The 18259-nt window shown below is 61.6% G+C and carries 14 protein-coding genes; 5 read left to right on the forward strand and 9 right to left on the reverse strand.

The features are described from left to right. Positions 1–97: 97 nt before the first annotated feature. The 7 genes from mnmE to hemF all read right to left on the reverse strand — a co-directional run bounded on the left by mnmE (position 98) and on the right by hemF (position 6364). A complete protein-coding gene (gene mnmE, locus BUQ81_RS08005; RefSeq protein WP_074201945.1) occupies positions 98–1456 on the reverse strand; it encodes a tRNA uridine-5-carboxymethylaminomethyl(34) synthesis GTPase MnmE in 1359 nt (452 codons plus the stop codon). Between the two features lie 112 nt (positions 1457–1568). Beyond that, positions 1569–3212, reverse strand: a complete 1644-nt coding sequence (gene yidC / locus BUQ81_RS08010; RefSeq protein WP_074201892.1) for a membrane protein insertase YidC — start codon at positions 3210–3212, stop codon at positions 1569–1571. Further along, the gene (gene rnpA / locus BUQ81_RS08015; protein ID WP_084188322.1) at positions 3209–3694 is read right to left on the reverse strand and encodes a ribonuclease P protein component; all 486 of its coding nucleotides are present in this window, start codon (positions 3692–3694) and stop codon (positions 3209–3211) included. Before rnpA ends, yidC begins: the two co-directional genes overlap by 4 nt. 15 nt (positions 3695–3709) lie before the next feature. Further along, positions 3710–3844 carry a 50S ribosomal protein L34 gene (rpmH, locus tag BUQ81_RS08020; RefSeq protein WP_074201893.1) on the reverse strand — a complete coding sequence of 45 codons (135 nt, stop codon included), beginning with the start codon at positions 3842–3844 and terminating at the stop codon, positions 3710–3712. A 199-nt stretch (positions 3845–4043) separates the two neighbouring features. After that, a complete protein-coding gene (locus tag BUQ81_RS08025; RefSeq protein WP_074201894.1) occupies positions 4044–4958 on the reverse strand; it encodes a sulfurtransferase in 915 nt (304 codons plus the stop codon). A gap of 103 nt (positions 4959–5061) precedes the next feature. Further along, a complete protein-coding gene (locus BUQ81_RS08030; RefSeq protein WP_074201895.1) occupies positions 5062–5448 on the reverse strand; it encodes an RNA-binding S4 domain-containing protein in 387 nt (128 codons plus the stop codon). Next, the gene (hemF, locus tag BUQ81_RS08035) at positions 5441–6364 is read right to left on the reverse strand and encodes an oxygen-dependent coproporphyrinogen oxidase (RefSeq protein ID WP_074201896.1); all 924 of its coding nucleotides are present in this window, start codon (positions 6362–6364) and stop codon (positions 5441–5443) included. Before hemF ends, BUQ81_RS08030 begins: the two co-directional genes overlap by 8 nt. 315 nt (positions 6365–6679) lie before the next feature. Between hemF and BUQ81_RS08040 the strand changes: the two genes are divergently transcribed. The 5 genes from BUQ81_RS08040 to recD all read left to right on the forward strand — a co-directional run bounded on the left by BUQ81_RS08040 (position 6680) and on the right by recD (position 16549). After that, a complete protein-coding gene (locus BUQ81_RS08040; protein ID WP_074201897.1) occupies positions 6680–7549 on the forward strand; it encodes a M48 family metallopeptidase in 870 nt (289 codons plus the stop codon). A 146-nt stretch (positions 7550–7695) separates the two neighbouring features. Next, positions 7696–8238 (forward strand): ferritin, encoded by a 543-nt coding sequence (locus BUQ81_RS08045; RefSeq protein ID WP_074201898.1) that lies wholly within the window; start codon positions 7696–7698, stop codon positions 8236–8238. A 123-nt stretch (positions 8239–8361) separates the two neighbouring features. Continuing rightward, positions 8362–11541, forward strand: coding sequence for an exodeoxyribonuclease V subunit gamma (locus BUQ81_RS08050; protein WP_159432281.1), 3180 nt, complete (start codon positions 8362–8364; stop codon positions 11539–11541). After that, positions 11538–14861 carry a UvrD-helicase domain-containing protein gene (locus BUQ81_RS08055; RefSeq protein WP_074201900.1) on the forward strand — a complete coding sequence of 1108 codons (3324 nt, stop codon included), beginning with the start codon at positions 11538–11540 and terminating at the stop codon, positions 14859–14861. Before BUQ81_RS08050 ends, BUQ81_RS08055 begins: the two co-directional genes overlap by 4 nt. Further along, complete coding sequence (gene recD, locus BUQ81_RS08060) at positions 14858–16549, forward strand: exodeoxyribonuclease V subunit alpha (protein ID WP_074201901.1); 1692 nt, start codon at positions 14858–14860, stop codon at positions 16547–16549. Before BUQ81_RS08055 ends, recD begins: the two co-directional genes overlap by 4 nt. 140 nt (positions 16550–16689) lie before the next feature. On the opposite strand, the gene BUQ81_RS08065 is transcribed toward recD, so the two are convergent. Continuing rightward, positions 16690–17247: an L-threonylcarbamoyladenylate synthase type 1 TsaC gene (locus tag BUQ81_RS08065; protein WP_074201902.1), complete on the reverse strand. Its 558-nt coding sequence runs from the start codon at positions 17245–17247 to the stop codon at positions 16690–16692. Beyond that, entirely contained in the window at positions 17244–18185 is a 942-nt protein-coding gene (locus BUQ81_RS08070) for a homoserine kinase (RefSeq protein WP_074201903.1), read from the reverse strand. The genes BUQ81_RS08065 and BUQ81_RS08070 overlap by 4 nt, the downstream gene beginning before the upstream one ends. Between the last annotated feature and the right edge of the window lie 74 nt (positions 18186–18259).

An 18259-nucleotide genomic window follows, 5' to 3' on the forward strand; every position in this document is an offset into this window, starting at 1 on the left:
TTTTCTATTATTGAGGCTAAAAATAATTTTGCAAATTTTATAGATAGAAAAGAACTGTTTTTTATAAATTTTTATAAAGTTGATTTGTATCAACTTTTTACTTGCCAATACAAAAACTTGCGAAGATTTCTCCCAATAAATCGTCCGATGTAAAACGCCCGGTAATGCCTTCCAGCGCCTGCTGTGCCATGCGCAAATCTTCTGCAAGCAGTTCGCCCGCCGCAAATTCCTTGAGGTTATGTGCCCCCTGTTGCAGGGCGGTGAGCGCTTCGCGCAGGGCATCCACGTGCCGCTTGCGCGCCATAAAGACGCCTTCCGTGGTCTGGGCATAGCCCACACTCTCCTTGAGATGCCGCTTGAGCAGGTCCAGCCCGGCACCCTGTTTGGCCGACAACCACACCACGGTGCGCCCTTCAGCGTCTTCTTCGATGCGCGGCGACTCGCCCACAAGATCGATCTTGTTGCGCACCAGCGTCACTGGCAGGTGGGCGGGCAGGCGCTCGAGAATGGCCTGATCCTCCGGCGCAATGTCTTCATCGGCCGGCACCACCACCAGTACGCGATCCGCCTGATCGATCGCCTGCCAGGCGCGCTCAATGCCGATGCGCTCCACCGTATCGGCGGTTTCGCGCAGACCGGCAGTGTCCACCACGTGCAGCGGCAGGCCGTCCACCTGGATGGCCTCTCGGATCACATCGCGGGTGGTGCCAGCAATGTCGGTGACAATGGCGCTCTCGCGGCCGGAAAGGGCATTGAGCAGACTGGACTTGCCCGCATTGGGGCGCCCGAGAATCACCACCGTCATGCCCTCGTGCAGCAGTGCGCCCTGCTGCGCGCGGTCGAGCAGATCCAGCAACTGGTCGATGAGCTGCTCCAGCTCGCCTGCAACGCGACCGTCGCTGAGAAAGTCGATCTCCTCTTCGGGAAAATCGATGGCCGCCTCCACATACATGCGCAGATGAATCAGCCCATCCACCAGCACGTCCACGGCGGCGGCAAATTCCCCCTGCAGACTTTTGAGCGCACTTTTCGCCGCCTGCTCGGTGCTGGCGTTGATCAGATCTACAATGGCTTCGGCCTGGGTGAGATCCAGCTTGTCGTTGAGAAAGGCGCGGCGGGAAAATTCGCCCGGTTCCGCCAGGCGCGCGCCCAGCGCCACCACCCGCTCCAGCAGCCACTGCAACACCACCGGGCCGCCGTGGCCCTGCAGCTCGAGCACATCCTCACCGGTAAAGGAGTGCGGTCCCGGGAAATACAGCGCGATACCCTGATCGAGCAGCTGACCCCCTTCGCCATAAAAGGGGCCGTAGTGGGCGTAGCGAGGCTTGAGCGTACGCCCGGTGACCGCACTGGCAATCTCGCCGGCTTTGGAGCCGCTGACGCGCACAATGCCGATGCCGCCACGGCCGGGCGGGGTGGCGATGGCGGCAATGGTGTCCTGATCGCGTAAACTCATGGTGTCCATTCCCATTCTGTCGTGAGGTTAGTTTAACGGCTCGGCCCTTTTCGCTGCCGCAACAAAAAAGCCCCCGCCGAGGCGAGGGCTTTTTCTCGAACAGTCAGCGCGGTCAATCTTCCTGTTCGATCTTACGGGTGATGTACCACTGCTGCGCAACGGTGAGGATATTGTTCACCACCCAGTAGAGCACAAGACCGGACGGGAACCACAGGAAGAAAATGGTGAAGATGAATGGCATCAGCTGCATCACCTTCTGCTGGGTTTCGTCCATCATGGCAGTGGGGTTCAGCTTCATCTGCAGCCACATGCTGATGCCCATGATCACCGGCAGGATGTAGTAGGGATCCGGTGCGGACAGATCCTGAATCCAACCCAGCCACGGCGCCTGACGCAGTTCCACCGAGTAGAGCAGCACCCAGTAGAGGGCGATGAACACCGGCATCTGCACCAGTATGGGCAGACAGCCGCCCATGGGGTTGATCTTCTCTTCCTTGTACAGCTGCATCAGCTTCTGCTGGAACAGCTGCTTATCGTCGCCGTAGTTTTCCTTCAGCTGCTGTAGCTTGGGCTGGAACTTGCGCAACCGCGCCATGGAGCGGTAGCTGGTTTCCGATAGCTTGTAAAAGGCCAGCTTGATCAGCACCACCAGCAGGATGATGGACCAGCCCCAGTTACCCACCACGCTGTGGATCGCCTTCAGCACCCAGAAGATGGGTTCTGCCAGCCAGGTGAGCATGCCGAAGTCCTTGGTCAGCTCAAGACCTTCCGCCAGCGGCGCCAGGTTCTCTTCGATAACGGGGCCCACATAGTAGGTATGGCTGAACTGCACACTGCCATTCACCGGCGCCTGCTTCAGCGGGCCCACCACACCGGCCACGTAAATATCGTTGGCCAGCGGCTTGGCGTAGTAGGTATTGATCGCCTGCTGATCCGGCACCACCGCAGAGAGGAAATAGTGCTGGATCATGGCCACCCAGCCGCCCTGCGCCTGTTTGGCGGTCACGGGCTGCTTGAGCAGATCGTCAAAGGAAACCTTGTGATACTTGTTTTCCGGATCGTAGAAGGCGGGGCCGGTATAGGTCCAGATCAGACGGCTCTTGTTGGGCTCGTAGCGATTGCGCTTGAGCTGACTGTAGAGCGAGCCCTGCCATGGCCTGGCAGTATGGTTCTCCACCGTATAGGTGACAGTCAGGTCGTAGTGGCCCTTCTTCAGGGTATAGACCTTGGTGACCTTGAGGCCATTGCCTTCCCACACGAACGGCACCTGCAGGGTGTCGCCCTGCAGCGTGTAGTCCTTCTTGAGCGTGCGCCAGGTCATCTTGTGCGTGGGCGCAGGCGCGTCCTTGTCCGGCGTGGTCAGACCATTCTGCAGAATGTGGAACAGCGGCCCGCTGTCGGACATGAGCAAAAACGGCTTGTCCTTCTCCTCGCTGCTGTGCGCGTACTTGAGCAGCTTGACGACACGCAGATCGCCGCCCTTGAGGTCGAATTCCATGTCGAGCACATCGGTTTTCACGTGCACGCGGCCCGCACTTTCGGCACCAGCCTGTACGCTAGGTGCGTCTGCCTGCACCGCACCACCGTTGCCACTGCCTGTGGGCACGGCACCCGCCTGCGAAGCAGCCGGCACATCCTGCTGCATCTGAGCAGCGGGCTGAGCGGGCGGCTTGGGTGCAGTGAACTTCATCCACTCCATCCAGATCCACATCAGGGTAAAGGCGAGCGCGATCCACCAAAGGGCTCGGGTATTCATTGCGTGTCCTTCGTCTGAAAATGTTTTCGTATCTTGCGCACCAGATGCTCGAAGCTGCGCACCAGCGTGGCGTTATCCACGTCGGCGACCCCCTGCCGGGCCAAAATCACAATATCATAGCCCACCAGTGCCCGCTTCTGCTTGCGAAAGCACTCGCGCGCAATGCGCTTGATGCGGTTGCGGTCGTGGGCCTTGCCGGCCTGCTTGCGGGCGATGGCCAGCCCCATGCGCGGAATCGGCAGGCCGTTTTCGCGCACCAGAAAGGTCCAGTGCCGGTTGGCAAAGCGGGTGGCATTGGCAAAGACGTGGCGAAACTCGCCGGGCTTGCGCAAGCGCAGCGCCTTGGGAAAGGTTTCGCCGGCAAGCAGGGCATCATAATCAAGCAAGCCGGAAGCGCACTCTGCAGTCTGGGACTGCGCTGCCTGGGCAGCTGAGGCGTCTTCCGGCTTGTCTGGAGAATCAGCGTTCTGGCGTGATGCCATCAAGGCTGGTTCGACTTAAGGTGTCAGGCGCTTGCGGCCTTTTGCACGACGGCGCGCCAGAACCTTGCGGCCATTCTTGGTGGCCATGCGCGCACGGAAACCGTGAGTGCGCTTGCGCTTGAGCACGCTGGGCTGGAATGTTCTTTTCATGGGTTAAATCCTTGTCTGTCTGCAGATCAAATTCGGGGAAAAGCGGAATGATACCCAAATGCCGCCAAAAAGCAAGCACTTACCTACTTTTTACCCGACGACATATGTCACTTCCGGCCCGAGTTATCCGTGATCCGCTGCACCGATACAAAAAACCCCGCACGGGGCGGGGCTGCCAAATGGCGGATTCAGCTGGCGATCAGTTTTCCAGCTTGAAGGCCACGGTCGGCTTTTTCTTCAGCGTCCAGATGTTCATGGAACCGTCGTAGAGCTTGACGTCCTTGTTGCCCAGGATCTCATGCAGGATGAACCAGCTGCCTGCAGCCAGATGGCCGGAGTTGCAGTAGGTGATGGCTGGCTTGGCAGGATCGATATTCAGCGCCTGAGCCGCCTTCTTGTAAGTGTCTGCATCGAAGAACTTGGAGGACTTGCCCGGGGTGAACACCGTCAGCGGGAAAATCTTCGCACCGGGGATATGACCCGGGGCAAACACGTAGTTCTTGTGCCAGGTACCCAGATACTGCCCCATGTCGCGGTTGTCCAGAATCTGGGTGCCGTTCTTCATCGCCGCTTCCACGTCTGCGCTCTTGGCGATCAGATCGGTGCGCGGCTTGCCCGCCTTCCAATTGCCCGGCTTGGCTGCAACCGCCTTCACCGCTTTCTTGTTGTAGGGCAGCTTGGCCTTGGCCCACACCATTTCACCACCATTCAGGATGGTGACATTGTCATGGCCGAAGTACTTGAACTGCCAGTAGAGACGTGCCGCATTGGACGCGTCGGACGCCCCCTTGCCGGCATCCACAATCACGACGGCGTCACCTTTGTTCACGCCCGCAGCCTGCACCAGCTTTTCGAACTGCTCGGCGCTCGGCACCAGACCCTTGCCCTTGACACCCTCTTCCATGCGCTTGACGCGCATTTTTTTGCTGTCGAACGCAACGGCACCGGGGATATTGGCCTTGTCGCTCTTCTTGGTCAGCTCCAGAATCTTCACTTCACCCTTGTGGGCATTCACCCACGCCGGATCCACCAGCGGGCCGGGCACGTTCAGCGCATAGGCATTGCCTGCAGCAAACACAGCCGCTAGACCGATTGACTTCCACATCATCTTCATGAGGTAACTCCTGTTGCTTGAATTTGATTGATACTCGCAAATTGATTGTAGCGAGCGGATATAACAGTAAACAATAAAATACTTATATGCAAAATAAACAAAACTAATCAAGCGTCAGCTGGTCGGTCCAGCGCAAAATCTGACGGCGCTCCCGCTTGGTGGGGCGGCCACGCCCCTTTTCGCGAAAGCCGGCCAGCGCCTGTTCGGGCGAAGGTTTGCGCTGGTTGAGCAGCTCCTTGTCGATACGGTAGAGTTTTTCCGCCTCCGCTGCCGGGCCGCGCCTGTCCGACAGAGCAACGACCTCGATCCACACCTTGCGATGCGCCTGGGTGATTTCCAGCCGGTCGCCCGGCTGCAGGGTTCGGCTCGGCTTGGGGGTCGCACCATCCAGCTTCACCTTGCCGCCCTTGACCGCCTCGGTGGCCAGAGCGCGCGTCTTGAAAAAACGCGCCGCCCACAGCCACTTGTCCAGGCGCACCCTGTCAGTCATTCAGCCAGTCCCGCGGCTGGCGGAGAACCTCGAGCAGGCGGGCTTCTTCCGAGCCTGGCTCGGGATGATGGTCGTATTTCCACACAGCCAGCGGTGGCATGGACATGAGAATGGATTCGGTGCGTCCACCGGTCTGCAGACCGAAGATGGTGCCGCGGTCATAAACCAGGTTGAACTCCACATAGCGCCCACGGCGAATCAGCTGCCACTGGCGCTCGCGCTCGCCGTATTCCATGTCCTTGCGCCGCGCCAGAATGGGCTCGTAGGCGCGGATATAGGCCTCGCCCACCGCCTTGATGAAGGCGTGGCAGGTGTCGAAGTCCCATTCGTTCAGGTCATCGAAGAACAGCCCGCCGATGCCGCGCGTCTCGCCGCGGTGCTTCAGGTAGAAATAGTCATCGCACCACTTCTTGAATCGGGGATAGACCGCCTCGCCAAAGGGCGCGCAGGCCGCGCGGGCCTCTTCGTGCCAGAAACGGGCATCGTCTTCGAACAGGTAGTAGGGCGTGAGATCAAAGCCGCCGCCAAACCACCACACCGGCGCCTCGCCGTCCTTTTCCGCCACGAACAGACGCACATTGGCATGACTGGTGGGCGCGTAGGGATTGCGCGGATGGATCACCAGCGACACACCCATGGCCTGAAAGCTGCGCCCGGCCAGTTCGGGTCGGTGCGCCGTGGCCGAGGCGGGCAGGCGCGCGCCATGCACGTGGGAGAAATTGACGCCCCCCTTTTCGATCGCATTGCCGTCTTCCAGCACACGGGTAATGCCGCCGCCGGTGAGCTGCATCTCGCCCTCGGGCGCCGGCCGCTCCCATTCATCAGTGATGAAATCCTTACCATCCACCGCGCTCAGGCGTGCGCAGATATGCGTCTGCAAATCCAGCAAAGTCTGTTTGACTGCTTGCAAATCCATGGTGTGCTCCTAAAATCGCATTAGTATTAGTACAGGCACCGCCGTAAAGCCTCTAAACGGTCGCGACAGTGATGATTCCGATTCAAGTCAAGGCGCATCGAGCGTGGCATGGTCATTCCATGCGAGCGAGATGTAACACCGCATTGAGCCGGAATCACCCTGTCCCTGCTGGTTGCGGCGCAATGGCCGGCTCACGCCCCGCCCTGTCGCCACCACAGGTGGCGCTTGCTGCCCGCATCGGATGCGATTGCGCCGGCAACGCGAGTGCATTCAGAGGTTTTGCGGCGGTGTCTCAAATTGTAGAGGGGTTTTGCCATGGCCACCAAGGGGGGTCCCCGACTTTTTCGCGGCCATGTTTTTGCCGCGCTGAAAAATGCCCTGCTGGGCGGCACGCTGGGGCTGTTTCTGGGCCTGAGCGGCTGCGCCACGGTCAAGACCACGCAAAGCGGCGCCGTGGGCGTGCAGCGCAGCCAGTTGATGCTGGTGTCCGAGCAGGAACTGGAAAAAGCCGCACAGCAGTCCTATGCGCAGGTGCTGGAAAAGGCCCGCAAGGCGGGCAAGCTGGATACCGACCCCGCCATGGTGGCACGGGTGCGCCGTATCGTGCAGCGACTGATCCCGCAGACCCGTGTCTTCCGCCCGGATGCACCGCGCTGGCGCTGGAAAGTGCACGTGATCGATTCGGACGAACTCAACGCCTGGTGCATGCCCGGCGGCAAGATCGTAGTCTATTCCGGCCTGATCAAAAAGCTCAGGCTGACCGACGACGAGCTGGCTGCCATTCTCGGCCACGAAATCGCCCACGCTTTGCGTGAACACGCCCGCGAACGCACCAGCCAGGCACTGGCGGCCAATCTGGCACTGGATCTGGGTGCTGCCTTTCTGGGTCTGGACAGTGGTTCGCGCCAGCTGGCCGGCACCCTGTATCAGGTCACCGTCGGGCTGCCGTTCAGCCGCCTGCACGAGCAGGAGGCGGACCGCATCGGCGTGGAGCTGGCGGCACGGGCGGGCTACGATCCCTATGCGGCCGTGCGTGTATGGGAAAAGATGACGCGCCTCAGCAAGCGCAATCCGCCCGAGTGGCTCAGCACCCATCCCAGCCACACCAGCCGCATCAAGGACCTGAAAAAGTACGCGGCGAAGGTTTATCCACTGTATTTGCAAGCGAAAGGATTGAAAAGCTGAATCCATGCCTCCATAACTTGTAAGGCACCCCCGCAAAACCTTTGAACGGTCGCGACAGTGGCGATTCTGGTTCAAAGCAAGGCGTGGCGAGCGCATGCAGAGGTTTTGCGGGGTGCCTAACAAATCAATCCAAAAGGAGGTGCGCCATGCTGTCGGTTTCCATTTATCAACTTCTCAACCGTCAGGTCACCGAAGAACAGATCGCAGCCTACAAGTATCTGCAAATGGCTGCGTGGGCGGAAAAGGAGGGCCTCGAAGGCGCCGCCAGATTCTTCCGCATTCACAGCCAGGAAGAAGAAGCCCATCGCGACCGCCTGTTCGACTATCTGAACGAATGCGACCAGGAAGTCATTCTCGGCGACATCCCTGCACCGAAACACGACTATGCCCACCTGCTGGAAGTGGTGGAAGCGGCTTACGAACACGAGAAAAACGTGACCCGCATGATCAAGAACATCGCCGAGAAGAGCTTTGCCGAGCAGGATTTCCAGACCTTCAATTTCATCCAGTGGTTCGTGGCCGAGCAGCACGAGGAAGAGACCCTGTTCATCAAGGTGCTGGACAAGGCCAAAGTGCTGGGCTACACCGGCCAGAGCAGCGGTGAGGCGCTGTATCTGTTCGACCAGTATCTGGCCCGCGCCCACAACGAGGCCGAAGGCAAGGAAGATGGCGGCAAAGACAACGCCTGAGCCTTCACCATCAATCCCCTTCTCAAGCCAGCCCCCGTGCTGGCTTTTTTGCATGCGACAGAAGGTGTCGCACGCCTTTCGCATCATTTGGAAATGCGCGCGCCCTTTGAGTATAGTGGCCGCATGCAAACACACCACCTGTTCATCCATACCGGCAACCGCTCCGAACGCCTGCTCGAAGGGCTGATCAACCTGCTCGAGGCCGCCCCGCCGCTGCCGTTCGAGCGCATTCCATTTCTGATTCAGGGGCGCGGCATGGAGCGCTGGCTGCAGCAGCGCCTGAGCGAGCATTTCGGCGTCTGGGCCAGCGGCGACTTTCTCTTCCCACAGCACTTTTTTGACCAGCTGGCACAGCAACTGAGCTTGACCCTCTCCAACGATGCGCTGGCGCGCGAGTCGGTGCGCTGGCGCATCGAGAAACTGCTGCGCGCGCCCCGTTTTGCCGAGCAGCCGCAGCTGAAGGCCCTGCTGCAGGGTGACGGCCACGCGCGGCGCCGCTTTCAACTGGCCGAGCAGCTGGCCAACTTGTACGACCAGTATCAGATCAGCCGCATGGACTGGCTGGAAGCCTGGACCCATGACCAGCAGCCGCAGGAACTGATCGGCAATCCCCATGCCGACTGGCAGAAGGATCTGTGGCGCGCACTGGATCTTAACCCCCATCGCGGCCAGCTGTGGCAGCGGCTCATCGACCGGCTCGAACAGATCCACACCCCGGACACCCTGCCCACACAGGTGTTTGTGTTTGGCGTCAGTTTCATGCCGCCGCTGATGCTGCAGGTGCTCAAGGCGCTGAGCCGCCACTGCGCCGTGCATCTGTTCACCCTCTCGCCCAGCGAAGTCTTCTGGAGCGACCTGCCCAGCCGCGCACAGCGCCTTGCCCTGCTGTCGCAGCCCGACAGTCTGCCGGATCTCGACCATCACCCGCTGCTGCTGGCGCTGGGGCGCCAGGGCGCGCACTTTCAGCATCTGTTGCTGGAAGAAGAGAGCGCCCTGCATCAGGACACCCCCTATTTCGCCACAGCACCCGAACAGACCCTGCTTGGCCATATTCAGAACGACCTGCGCCACAATGCGATCACGCCGCTGCCGGACGGGACGCAGACCAATATCCACTTCCACCGTTGCCACACGCCCCAACGGGAAGTAGAAGTGCTGCGCGACCGCATTGTGGCGCTGCTGGCCGACAACCCCGAGCTGAGTGCCAACGATATTGTGGTCATGTCGCCGCAGCTGGAGCGCTACCGCCCCTTTATCGAAACGCTATTCGCCGAGCTGCCCCATACCATCGCCGACCGCACCCTGGCCAACGACGCCCCTGCGCTGCAGCTGCAGGCCGACTGGTTCGCGCTAGCGCAGAGCCGGCTGGAGTGGGACGCCGTGTTCGCCTTCCTGCAGCAGGAATGGGTCAGTCAGGCCCTGCATCTTTCGCCCGCCCAGCTGGACACCCTGTATGAAGCACTGGTGGAACAGGGTCAGGTCCGCTGGGGACTGGACGGCGAAAATCACCGCAACCACTGGCGCAACGGCTTCGACCGCATCCTGTTGGGCGGACTCATGCACGCCCCCGATGCCCTGTGGCACGACACCGCGCCCATTACCGCACTGGAAGGCCAGTCGCTTCAGCAGCTCTCCCCGCTGCTGGCGCTGTTTGAACAGCTGGAGCACTGGCACGCGCTCGCCCGCCGCAATGAGGGGCTGCCCATGGCGCAGTGGCTTGAAGAAATCAACCAACTGGCCGACTTCTTCTTTGCCGATCACCCCGAGCGCCTGCCACTGGACGACGCGCTGGACCAACTGCAGCAACAGAGCGCGCCGCTGGGCGATACACCCATTACGCTGGATACTCTGGCTGCATGGGCACAAACACTGGGCGAGGAACGCCGTGCCTCCAGCGGCTTTCTCTCCAACGGCATTACCTTCTGCGATCTGCTGCCCATGCGCGCCATTCCGGTGCGCGTCGCCTTTCTGCTCGGCATGGACGACCGCACCTATCCACGCCCACGGCCCACGCCCACCTTTAATCTGCTGCAGCAGCATTTCCGAGCCGGCGACCGCGACCTGCGCGCCGAAGACCGCTACACCTTCCTTGAACTGCTGCTAGGCGTACGCGAACGGCTAGAGATCTTCTGGCAAGGGCTCAGTGCCGACAAGAACCAGCCGCAACCGCCCGCACAGGTGGTGCTGGAACTGATGGACACGCTGCAGAATCACTACGGCGTGGAGTTGGACGTCATCACCAGCCTGCATCCCGCGCAGCCCTTCAGCCCGCGCGCCTTTTCCAAAGACACGCCGCCACACCGGCGCGGGCGCATGCCCGCCGACTTTGCCGTGTGCGAAGCCCTGCAGGCGCAGCCCGCGCCGCCAGAACCTCTGTGGCAGCAACCACTTGAGTGGCCCGAGGACACTTTGCCGCTGGAAACGCTGGCGAATGCCCTGGCCAGACCGGTGCACTGGGCGCTGCAGCAGGCCAATATCCGCCTGAATGAACCGCAAGAGCCGCCACAGCCACGGGAAAAACTAAGTGTCAACGCACTGGATGAATGGAAGCTGCGCGAAGCCCTCAAGGACGCACCTGCCGAAGCGGTGCTGGCCCACTGGCAGGCGCTGGGGCGCTGGCCCGGCAACAGTGCGGGGCAGCTGGTCGCCCAAAGCACCCTCAACGAAATGGAACGCCTGCGCAGCAAGCACGCCAAAGGGGTGCTGCCGCTCGCCGACGAAGCCGATCCGCAGCCGCTTGCGCTACAGCTGGGACGCTGGACACTGACCCATGAAAGCCAAAGCCTGCACCGCCACGGCGCCGCCCATTTTCATCCCCACAGCCTGAAGGGGTCGCAACGGCTGCGCTTCTGGCTCGAGCACCTGCTTATCAACGCGGTGCTTGGCCCCCGCAGCAGCTGGATCACCTATCGCGAAACCCCCAAATCCAGCAAGCAGCAGCGCTATCCCGCCGTGCTGCATTTCCGGCCGCTGAAACAGGAACGGGCCCTTACCCTGCTCAACGGCTGGCTGGCGCTGTTCGAGCAAACGCTTAAGCAGCCGCCGGTTTATCACGCCGACTGGCTCACCCCGCTGTTGCGGGAAGACCCGCCCAAGGATGAGGAGCAGTGGTGGCACACCGCCGAACTTGCCTGTGGTCTGCGACCCGCTGACGATTATGGTGGCGGCGGGCCGGATGCCACACTGCTGCACGCGCTGCGCCATCTGGACGATGCGGCAATCCGTGCGCAACTGCAATCGGCGCTGAAACAACTGACGACGCTTATCACCCCATGGCGTGCACACGAGGAGATGCTCAAATGACCGCCATGCCCCTTGATCTTTACAACGTCCCCCTGCCCCCCGGCGTGCACAGCATCGAAGCCAGCGCCGGCACCGGCAAGACCTATACGCTGGCGCAGCTGGTGGTGCGGCTGGTGGTGGAGCAGAACGTCCCCATCGAGCAGATTCTGGTGGTCACCTTTACCCGCGCCGCCGCCGCCGAACTGCGCGAGCGTATCTATCAGCGTCTGGGCGAAGTGGAGCAGGCGCTGCAGTGCGGCACCACGGACGACGCCAAGCTGCTCGCCTGGCTGCAGAGACAGGATCCCGAACAGGCACGCACCGCGCTGCTGCGCGCCAAAATGATGCTAGATCAGGCCGCCATCTATACCATCGACAGCTTTGCCATGCAGGTGGCGCGCGAGCATGCGCTGGCGCTCGGGCTGGCATGGGATGCGTCGCTCATAGACGACCACAAGGCGCTGGACAGGGCGCTGGTGGATCAGCTGTGGCATGGCATCGAACAGCTCGATGACCCGGCACTGCGCAGGGAAATCGTCAATACCTGGCAAAACCCCGACAAACTTTATGAGCGCTTTGATAATTTGGGGGAAGGGGCCACTTTTACTTTAGATTCTTTGCAGACCCTGCAACAGCGCCGAGCAAAGATTTTAAGCAGATGGACGCCTGAAAGACTGAAAGCGCTGGGGGAATCCGTCGCCGAGTCCCTGTATCAACACTGCGATCGATACAACAAAGGCCCGTGTAACAAGGCCGTGCTGACCCCTCTTAAAAACGGCGAGTTTCCTAAACTTCCCGCCAAGGAGAAGACAACACTAGAAACTTATCTAAGAATCCGCCTTGAAAAAGCCGGGCACACCTTGGAAGAAACCCTGTCATCCGAACACCTTGAGGAGCTGCTCAATTTAAGTCAGGATTTAGCTTCTCTCCCCGACTTGCACCAATTTGTGCAAGCCTGGTTCCGCGACCAATACACCGCGTGGCAGCGCCTGCGCGAACAGGAACTGGACCGCCGCGGCGCCTTTACCTACCATAGCCTCAAGCACCGCTTGGCTGAGCGCGTCGGCACGGATGCGTCGCTGCACGAGGCGCTGCGCCAGCAGTATCAGGCCTGCCTCATCGACGAATTTCAGGACACCGACCCAGATCAGTGGCGTCTGTTCAGCACCCTATTCAGCGACAGCGATGCACACCGGCTGTTTCTTATCGGCGACCCCAAGCAGGCCATCTACGCCTTCCGCGGCGCCAATCTGGAAACCTATTTCGCCGCCACGCAAACGGCGCAGCACCGCCACACGCTGGATACCAACTATCGCTCCCACCCCACCCTGATCGACGGCTTCAATGCCCTGTTCGCAGGCAAGAACACCTTTATGGATGACCGCTGCGTGTATCAGCCTGTCAAAGCAGGTCAGTCCCAAGAAAAAACCGCCTTTGCCCTCAATGGCGAACCAGCAGAAAGGATACGCATTGTCATCGGCGAAGCGCTGTCCGACCGCAAGCAGGCCACCCTTGCACAGCTGGCGCGGGATGTGGTTCATACCCTTGAAAAAGGTCAGCTGCGCGGCAAACCGCTGCGCCCCGGCAACATCGCCATCCTCGCCAAGAGCAACAGCGATGCCGCCGCCATCCAGCAGACCCTGCGCAAGGTGAATGTGCCCAGCGTGCTCACCAGCCGCGACAGCGTGTGGCAGAGCGACAGCGCCGTGGATCTGCTGCGCCTGCTGCAGGCCATTCTCACGCCAACCCACCGCGACCTCGTGCGCGCCGCACTGATCGGCCCCTACTTTCAGCACACGCTGGCGCAGCTGGACGACCCGCAGCACTACGCCGCCATGCAGCAGGCCTTTGCCCACGCCCATAGCCAATGGCAACAGAACGGCCCGCTCGCCGCGGTGCTGGATCTGTTTCAAAACGCCGACACCTGGCCGCGGCTGGCGCGCCTGACGGACGGCGACCGGCGCATCGCCGACACCCGCCACCTGCTGGAGCTGCTGCACGAGCAGGCGCAGCTCAACCGCTGCACGCCACAGGCGCTTTTGCGCTGGGCGCTGCAGCAGCATCATGGCGCCGGTGACGAGGCCGTGCTGAGGCTGGAGCGGGACGACGACGCCGTGGAAATCGTCACCATGCACAGTGCCAAGGGTCTGCAGTATCCGGTGGTGTTCGTCTATGGCGCGTGGAAAGGCTCCGGCACCAACTCAAAATCCTTCCCCATCGGTGTGCCCACCCCGCAAGGCACCCGCGCCAGCTTCAGCGGGGACGACAAGGAAACGCTCAAGCAACAGGAAGAACAGCAGCTGCGCCGCCTGTTTTATGTGGCCTGCACCCGTGCCGAAAGCCACCTCACGATTTACTGGCCAAACCCCATCCAACCCGAAGAAAGCGACAAGGCCGGCAATGCCCTAGACGGCATCCTGCCGCCCAAGGAAGCACAGCTGCGAACGCATCCCGCGTTTATCTTTCACAAATACGACAATGCACCCCTGCGCCCGTGGCAGCGCCCGCCGATGAAAATCGATCTTGAGCCGCCACCCGCACCGGACTTTGCCGCCATGCGCCGCAACAGCCGCCGCCTCACCAGCTACAGCGCGCTGACGCGCCACAGCGACGACGACACCCCGTGGTCGCGCTGGTTGGACGAAGGCCCCAGCGCGCCGGTGCAGGACAACCTGCCCGCCGGTGCCGTATTCGGCCAGCTTGTGCACGACTTTCTCCAAAAGACCGACTTTCAACAGCCCGACTGGTCGCGTCTGAAAACCCTGTGGCAGCGCTACGGCTTTGGCAAACAGGCGCCTGCAGAACTGCGCACCCTACTCAGCCACACCCTGCACGGCAACTGCGATCCCTTCGCCCTCGCCGAGCTGCCCGCGCACCGCAACTGGCGTGAACATCACTTCGTGCTGCACACCCCCCGCATCGACAGCCACGCGCTGGACGCGCTGCTGGGCCACCGTCCCGACTGGGCGCCGCTGCCTGCCCAGGCCGTGCGCGGCTATATGCAGGGCTATATCGATCTGATCGCCGAGCATGAGGGGCGCTACTACATTCTCGATTACAAGACCAACCGCCTGCCCGCCTACGACCCCGACACCCTCGCCGCGGCCATGGCGGAACACCACTACACCCTGCAAGCACTCATCTACACCCTCGCAGTGGACGCTCACCTGCGCGCCACCCTACCCGGCTACGACCCGGCACAGCATCTGGGAGGCGTGCGTTACTTGTTCGTGCGCGGCATGCGCACAGGTGAACAAAATGGCGTCTATCGCATCCAATTTACGCCAGATGAGCTTAAAAACGCGCAAAATGCGCTCAATATCAAGGTTAGGCAGGCATGAACGAACACCGCGAAAAAATCGCCGCTGAAAAAGTCGGGGACCCCCCTTTCTCCAGCCCCGTACTCACTGCGCTGCTCAAAAGCCTCAGGCCTGCGGATCGCAGCCTTGCCCGCAGTGTGCTTGGGCAGTTGCTTGAGGCACAGCAGCGCGGCGACACCGCCATCCCCGTGGATGAAACCACCGCCGCTGCGCTACGCAACGAGCCGTGGGTGAGCGACGGCAGCGAACCCGCGCCGGTGATCCTGCACCACAATCTGGCACAGTTTCATATCTACTGGCAGGCCGAGCGCGACATCGCCGAGGCGCTGGCACCGCGGCTCCGGCACACAACGCCCGCTCAGCTGGATGATAACTTTCTCGCGCAGGCGGATGCCCAGGCCCTCGATCCCGAAAAGCTCACCCAGATCGAGCGCGCGCTTGGCCAGTCGCTCACCCTGCTCACCGGCGGCCCCGGCACCGGCAAGACCACCACGCTGGCATGGCAGCTGGCTGCCCTGTTGCGCGGGGAGCCCAAGCTCACCATCGCCCTGGCCGCACCCACCGGCAAGGCCGCGCAGCGCATGAAAGAGTCGCTGGACAAGGCCATTGCTCATCTGCCACTTTCCGATGCACAGAAAGCCCACCTGCAGCGGCTCATCCCCAGCACCCTGCACCGCCTGCTGGGCATTGGCCGCACGCCACAGCCGCGCCATGATGGCGACAATCCACTGCCCTACGACCTGATCGTGGTGGACGAGGCCTCCATGGTGGATGCGCTCACCCTGGCCAAACTGTGCCGCGCACTCAAGGCCGACACGCGCCTGATTCTCATGGGCGACCCCAACCAGCTTGCCTCGGTGGAGGCGGGCAATGTATTGGGTGATCTGGTCGCCGCCCTGCCGCAGGTGCACTGCAGGCTGCAACGCAGCCACCGCTTCAACCGCACCATCGGCGCACTGGCCGATGCCGTGCTAGCAGGCGAGGCCGAGGCCGCCTGGGCGCAGCTGCAGGCGGGCGATGAGGCCCTGCAGGTTCTGCCGCCGCAGCGCAGGGAACTGCTGCAGGCCATCGATGACGGCTTTGCCGACTATCTGGCGCAACTGCAGCAGCTGCAACCGGCAGACAGCTTCGATGCCGTTGCCGCACAGGCACAGGCCCTAATGCAGGCGTTGAGCCGGTTCCGTATCCTCACCGCCCTGCGCCACGATCGTAGCGTCGGCGCCAACGCCCTCAACGAGCAGCTGCTGCACCACTGGCGCACGCACCTGTCCCCGCTGCAGGACGGCATCCACACCGGCCAGCCCATCCTGATTCAGGAAAACGACTACAGCCTCCGCCTTTACAACGGCGACATGGGCATCGTTCTGCCCTGGCGCGGCACCCCCATGGCGTGGTTCGAAGACGCGGACGCGCCCACCGGCCTGCGCGCCATCCCCGCGAGCCAGCTGCCCGCATGGGAAACCGCCTGGGCCATGACCGTGCACAAGGCACAGGGCGCCGAATTCGAACGCGTGCTGCTGCTTTTGCCCGACGAGAACAAGCCACTGCTCACCCGCGAACTGGTCTATACCGCCCTCACCCGCGCCAAAAAAGGCTTTATCATTTTTGCCCAACAGAATGTATTCGAAGCCGCCGTGCACAACCGCACCCGGCGGCTGTCCGGCCTTACGCACACTCTGAATGCACTGCATAAAAAGGCGTCAACATGACCAACACCCGACAACGCGCCGAACTGCTGCGGCGCATCTGGCAGATCGCCAACGAAGTCCCCGGCTTGGTGGGTGGATGAGATTTCAACCCAGATAATTCCTTGCCAAACGAAAAACCGCTCGAAAGCGGTTGAGTCGTATCAGCGCAAGGTTCGGCCCGTCAACACATCAATAATCGGCGTCGGGCCCTGCAAATCGCCGATTGCACCCGCCACGCAGCCGGCAAGGTGTTGCAACAGCTCGGGCGAGAGTTCGTCGCAGGCACGCGCCGGGGCTTCACCGCTGAGGTTGGCGCTGGTGGAGACGATGGGGCCGCCAAATTCGCGGCAGAGCCGCTGCACCACGGGATGGGCGCTGGCGCGCAGGGCGACGCTGACGAAGCGGCCGCGAATCCAGGCGGGCACCCTTTCACTGGCGGGCACCACAAAGGTGACAGGCCCGGGCCAGCCGGCCGAAAGCCGCGCCCAGTGATCGGCTTCGATGCGTGAGGCATCCATGAGCGGGCGCAATTGCTCCAGATCGGCGCCCACCAGAATCAACCCCTTTTCGATAGGGCGGCGCTTTAGGGCCAGCAGGCGCATCACCGCCGCTTCGTTGCAGGGGTCGCAACCCAGACCCATCACCCCTTCGGTGGGATAGGCGATGATTTCGCCCGCCTGGAGCGCTGCTGCGCCCTGCTCGCAGCTGAGCCTGTTCATGCGAAATGGGGCAGCGGTTCGGTGCGGTGGTGCAACAGCACCTGCCTGAACACATCCGGGTTTTTGATCATGGTGAGCGCGCCCTCCCGTGGCAACACCTTGTCCTTGAGACGCGACAGCCAGAACCGCAACGCCGCCATGCGCTGCGCCGCCGGCCATTCCGCCTGCTCCAGTTCGGTCAGCGGACGCACCTGCTGATAGGCCTGCATGATGGCGCGGACCCGCTCCAGATCGTAACGGTTTTCTTCATCCCGCGCCCAGTCGTTCACCATCACTGCCAGATCGTAGAGCCACGGCGCATTGCAGGCGTAATAGAGGTCGATAATACCGGCCAGTTCGTCGCCGCGGAACAGGGCATTGTCGGTAAACAGATCGGCATGGATCACCCCCTGCGGCAGATGCGCCCAGTCCTGCGCCTGCTGATAGGCCAGCTCGTCCCTGAGCAGTGCCTTGTCTTCCTCATCCAGATAGGGCTCAATCTCGGCAAAGGTGCGCTCGGCCCAGCTCAGGTCGCGGTCGTTGGCGCGGTAGCCGTCGAAATCGCGCCCGGCCAGGTGAAAGCGCGCCAGGGTTTCGCCCATGACGGCGCACTGGCGCACATTGGGCTGCTCGACACCGCAGCCATCGAGACGCTGCACCAGCGCCGCCGGTTTGTCGTGCAGGCGGTTGAGGTAATTGCCTTCCCTGTCGGCAATGGGATGCGCAGTAGGAATGGCGTGCTCGGCCATGAAGGCCATGATATTGAGGAAATAGGGCAGCTCGTCAAAACTGTGCTGTTCGAAAATGGTGAGCACGTAGCGCCCCGCTTCCGTGTCCACGAAATAGTTGGTGTTTTCGATGCCTTCGGAAATGCCCTCGAAGCTGCGCAGGGTGCCCAGATCATAACGGGTGAGAAACTGTGACAGCTCGTCTTCGGTAATAGTGGTGTAAACGGACATGATTTCCTGCCGTATCGTCGATCAACAGGATTTTACTGCAAATCGACAGCGAGCCCCCAGCGGGGATTTGCCAA

Origin of the sequence: Sulfurivirga caldicuralii (assembly GCF_900141795.1) — a bacterium.
Taxonomy (GTDB): Bacteria; Pseudomonadota; Gammaproteobacteria; order Thiomicrospirales; family Thiomicrospiraceae; genus Sulfurivirga; species Sulfurivirga caldicuralii.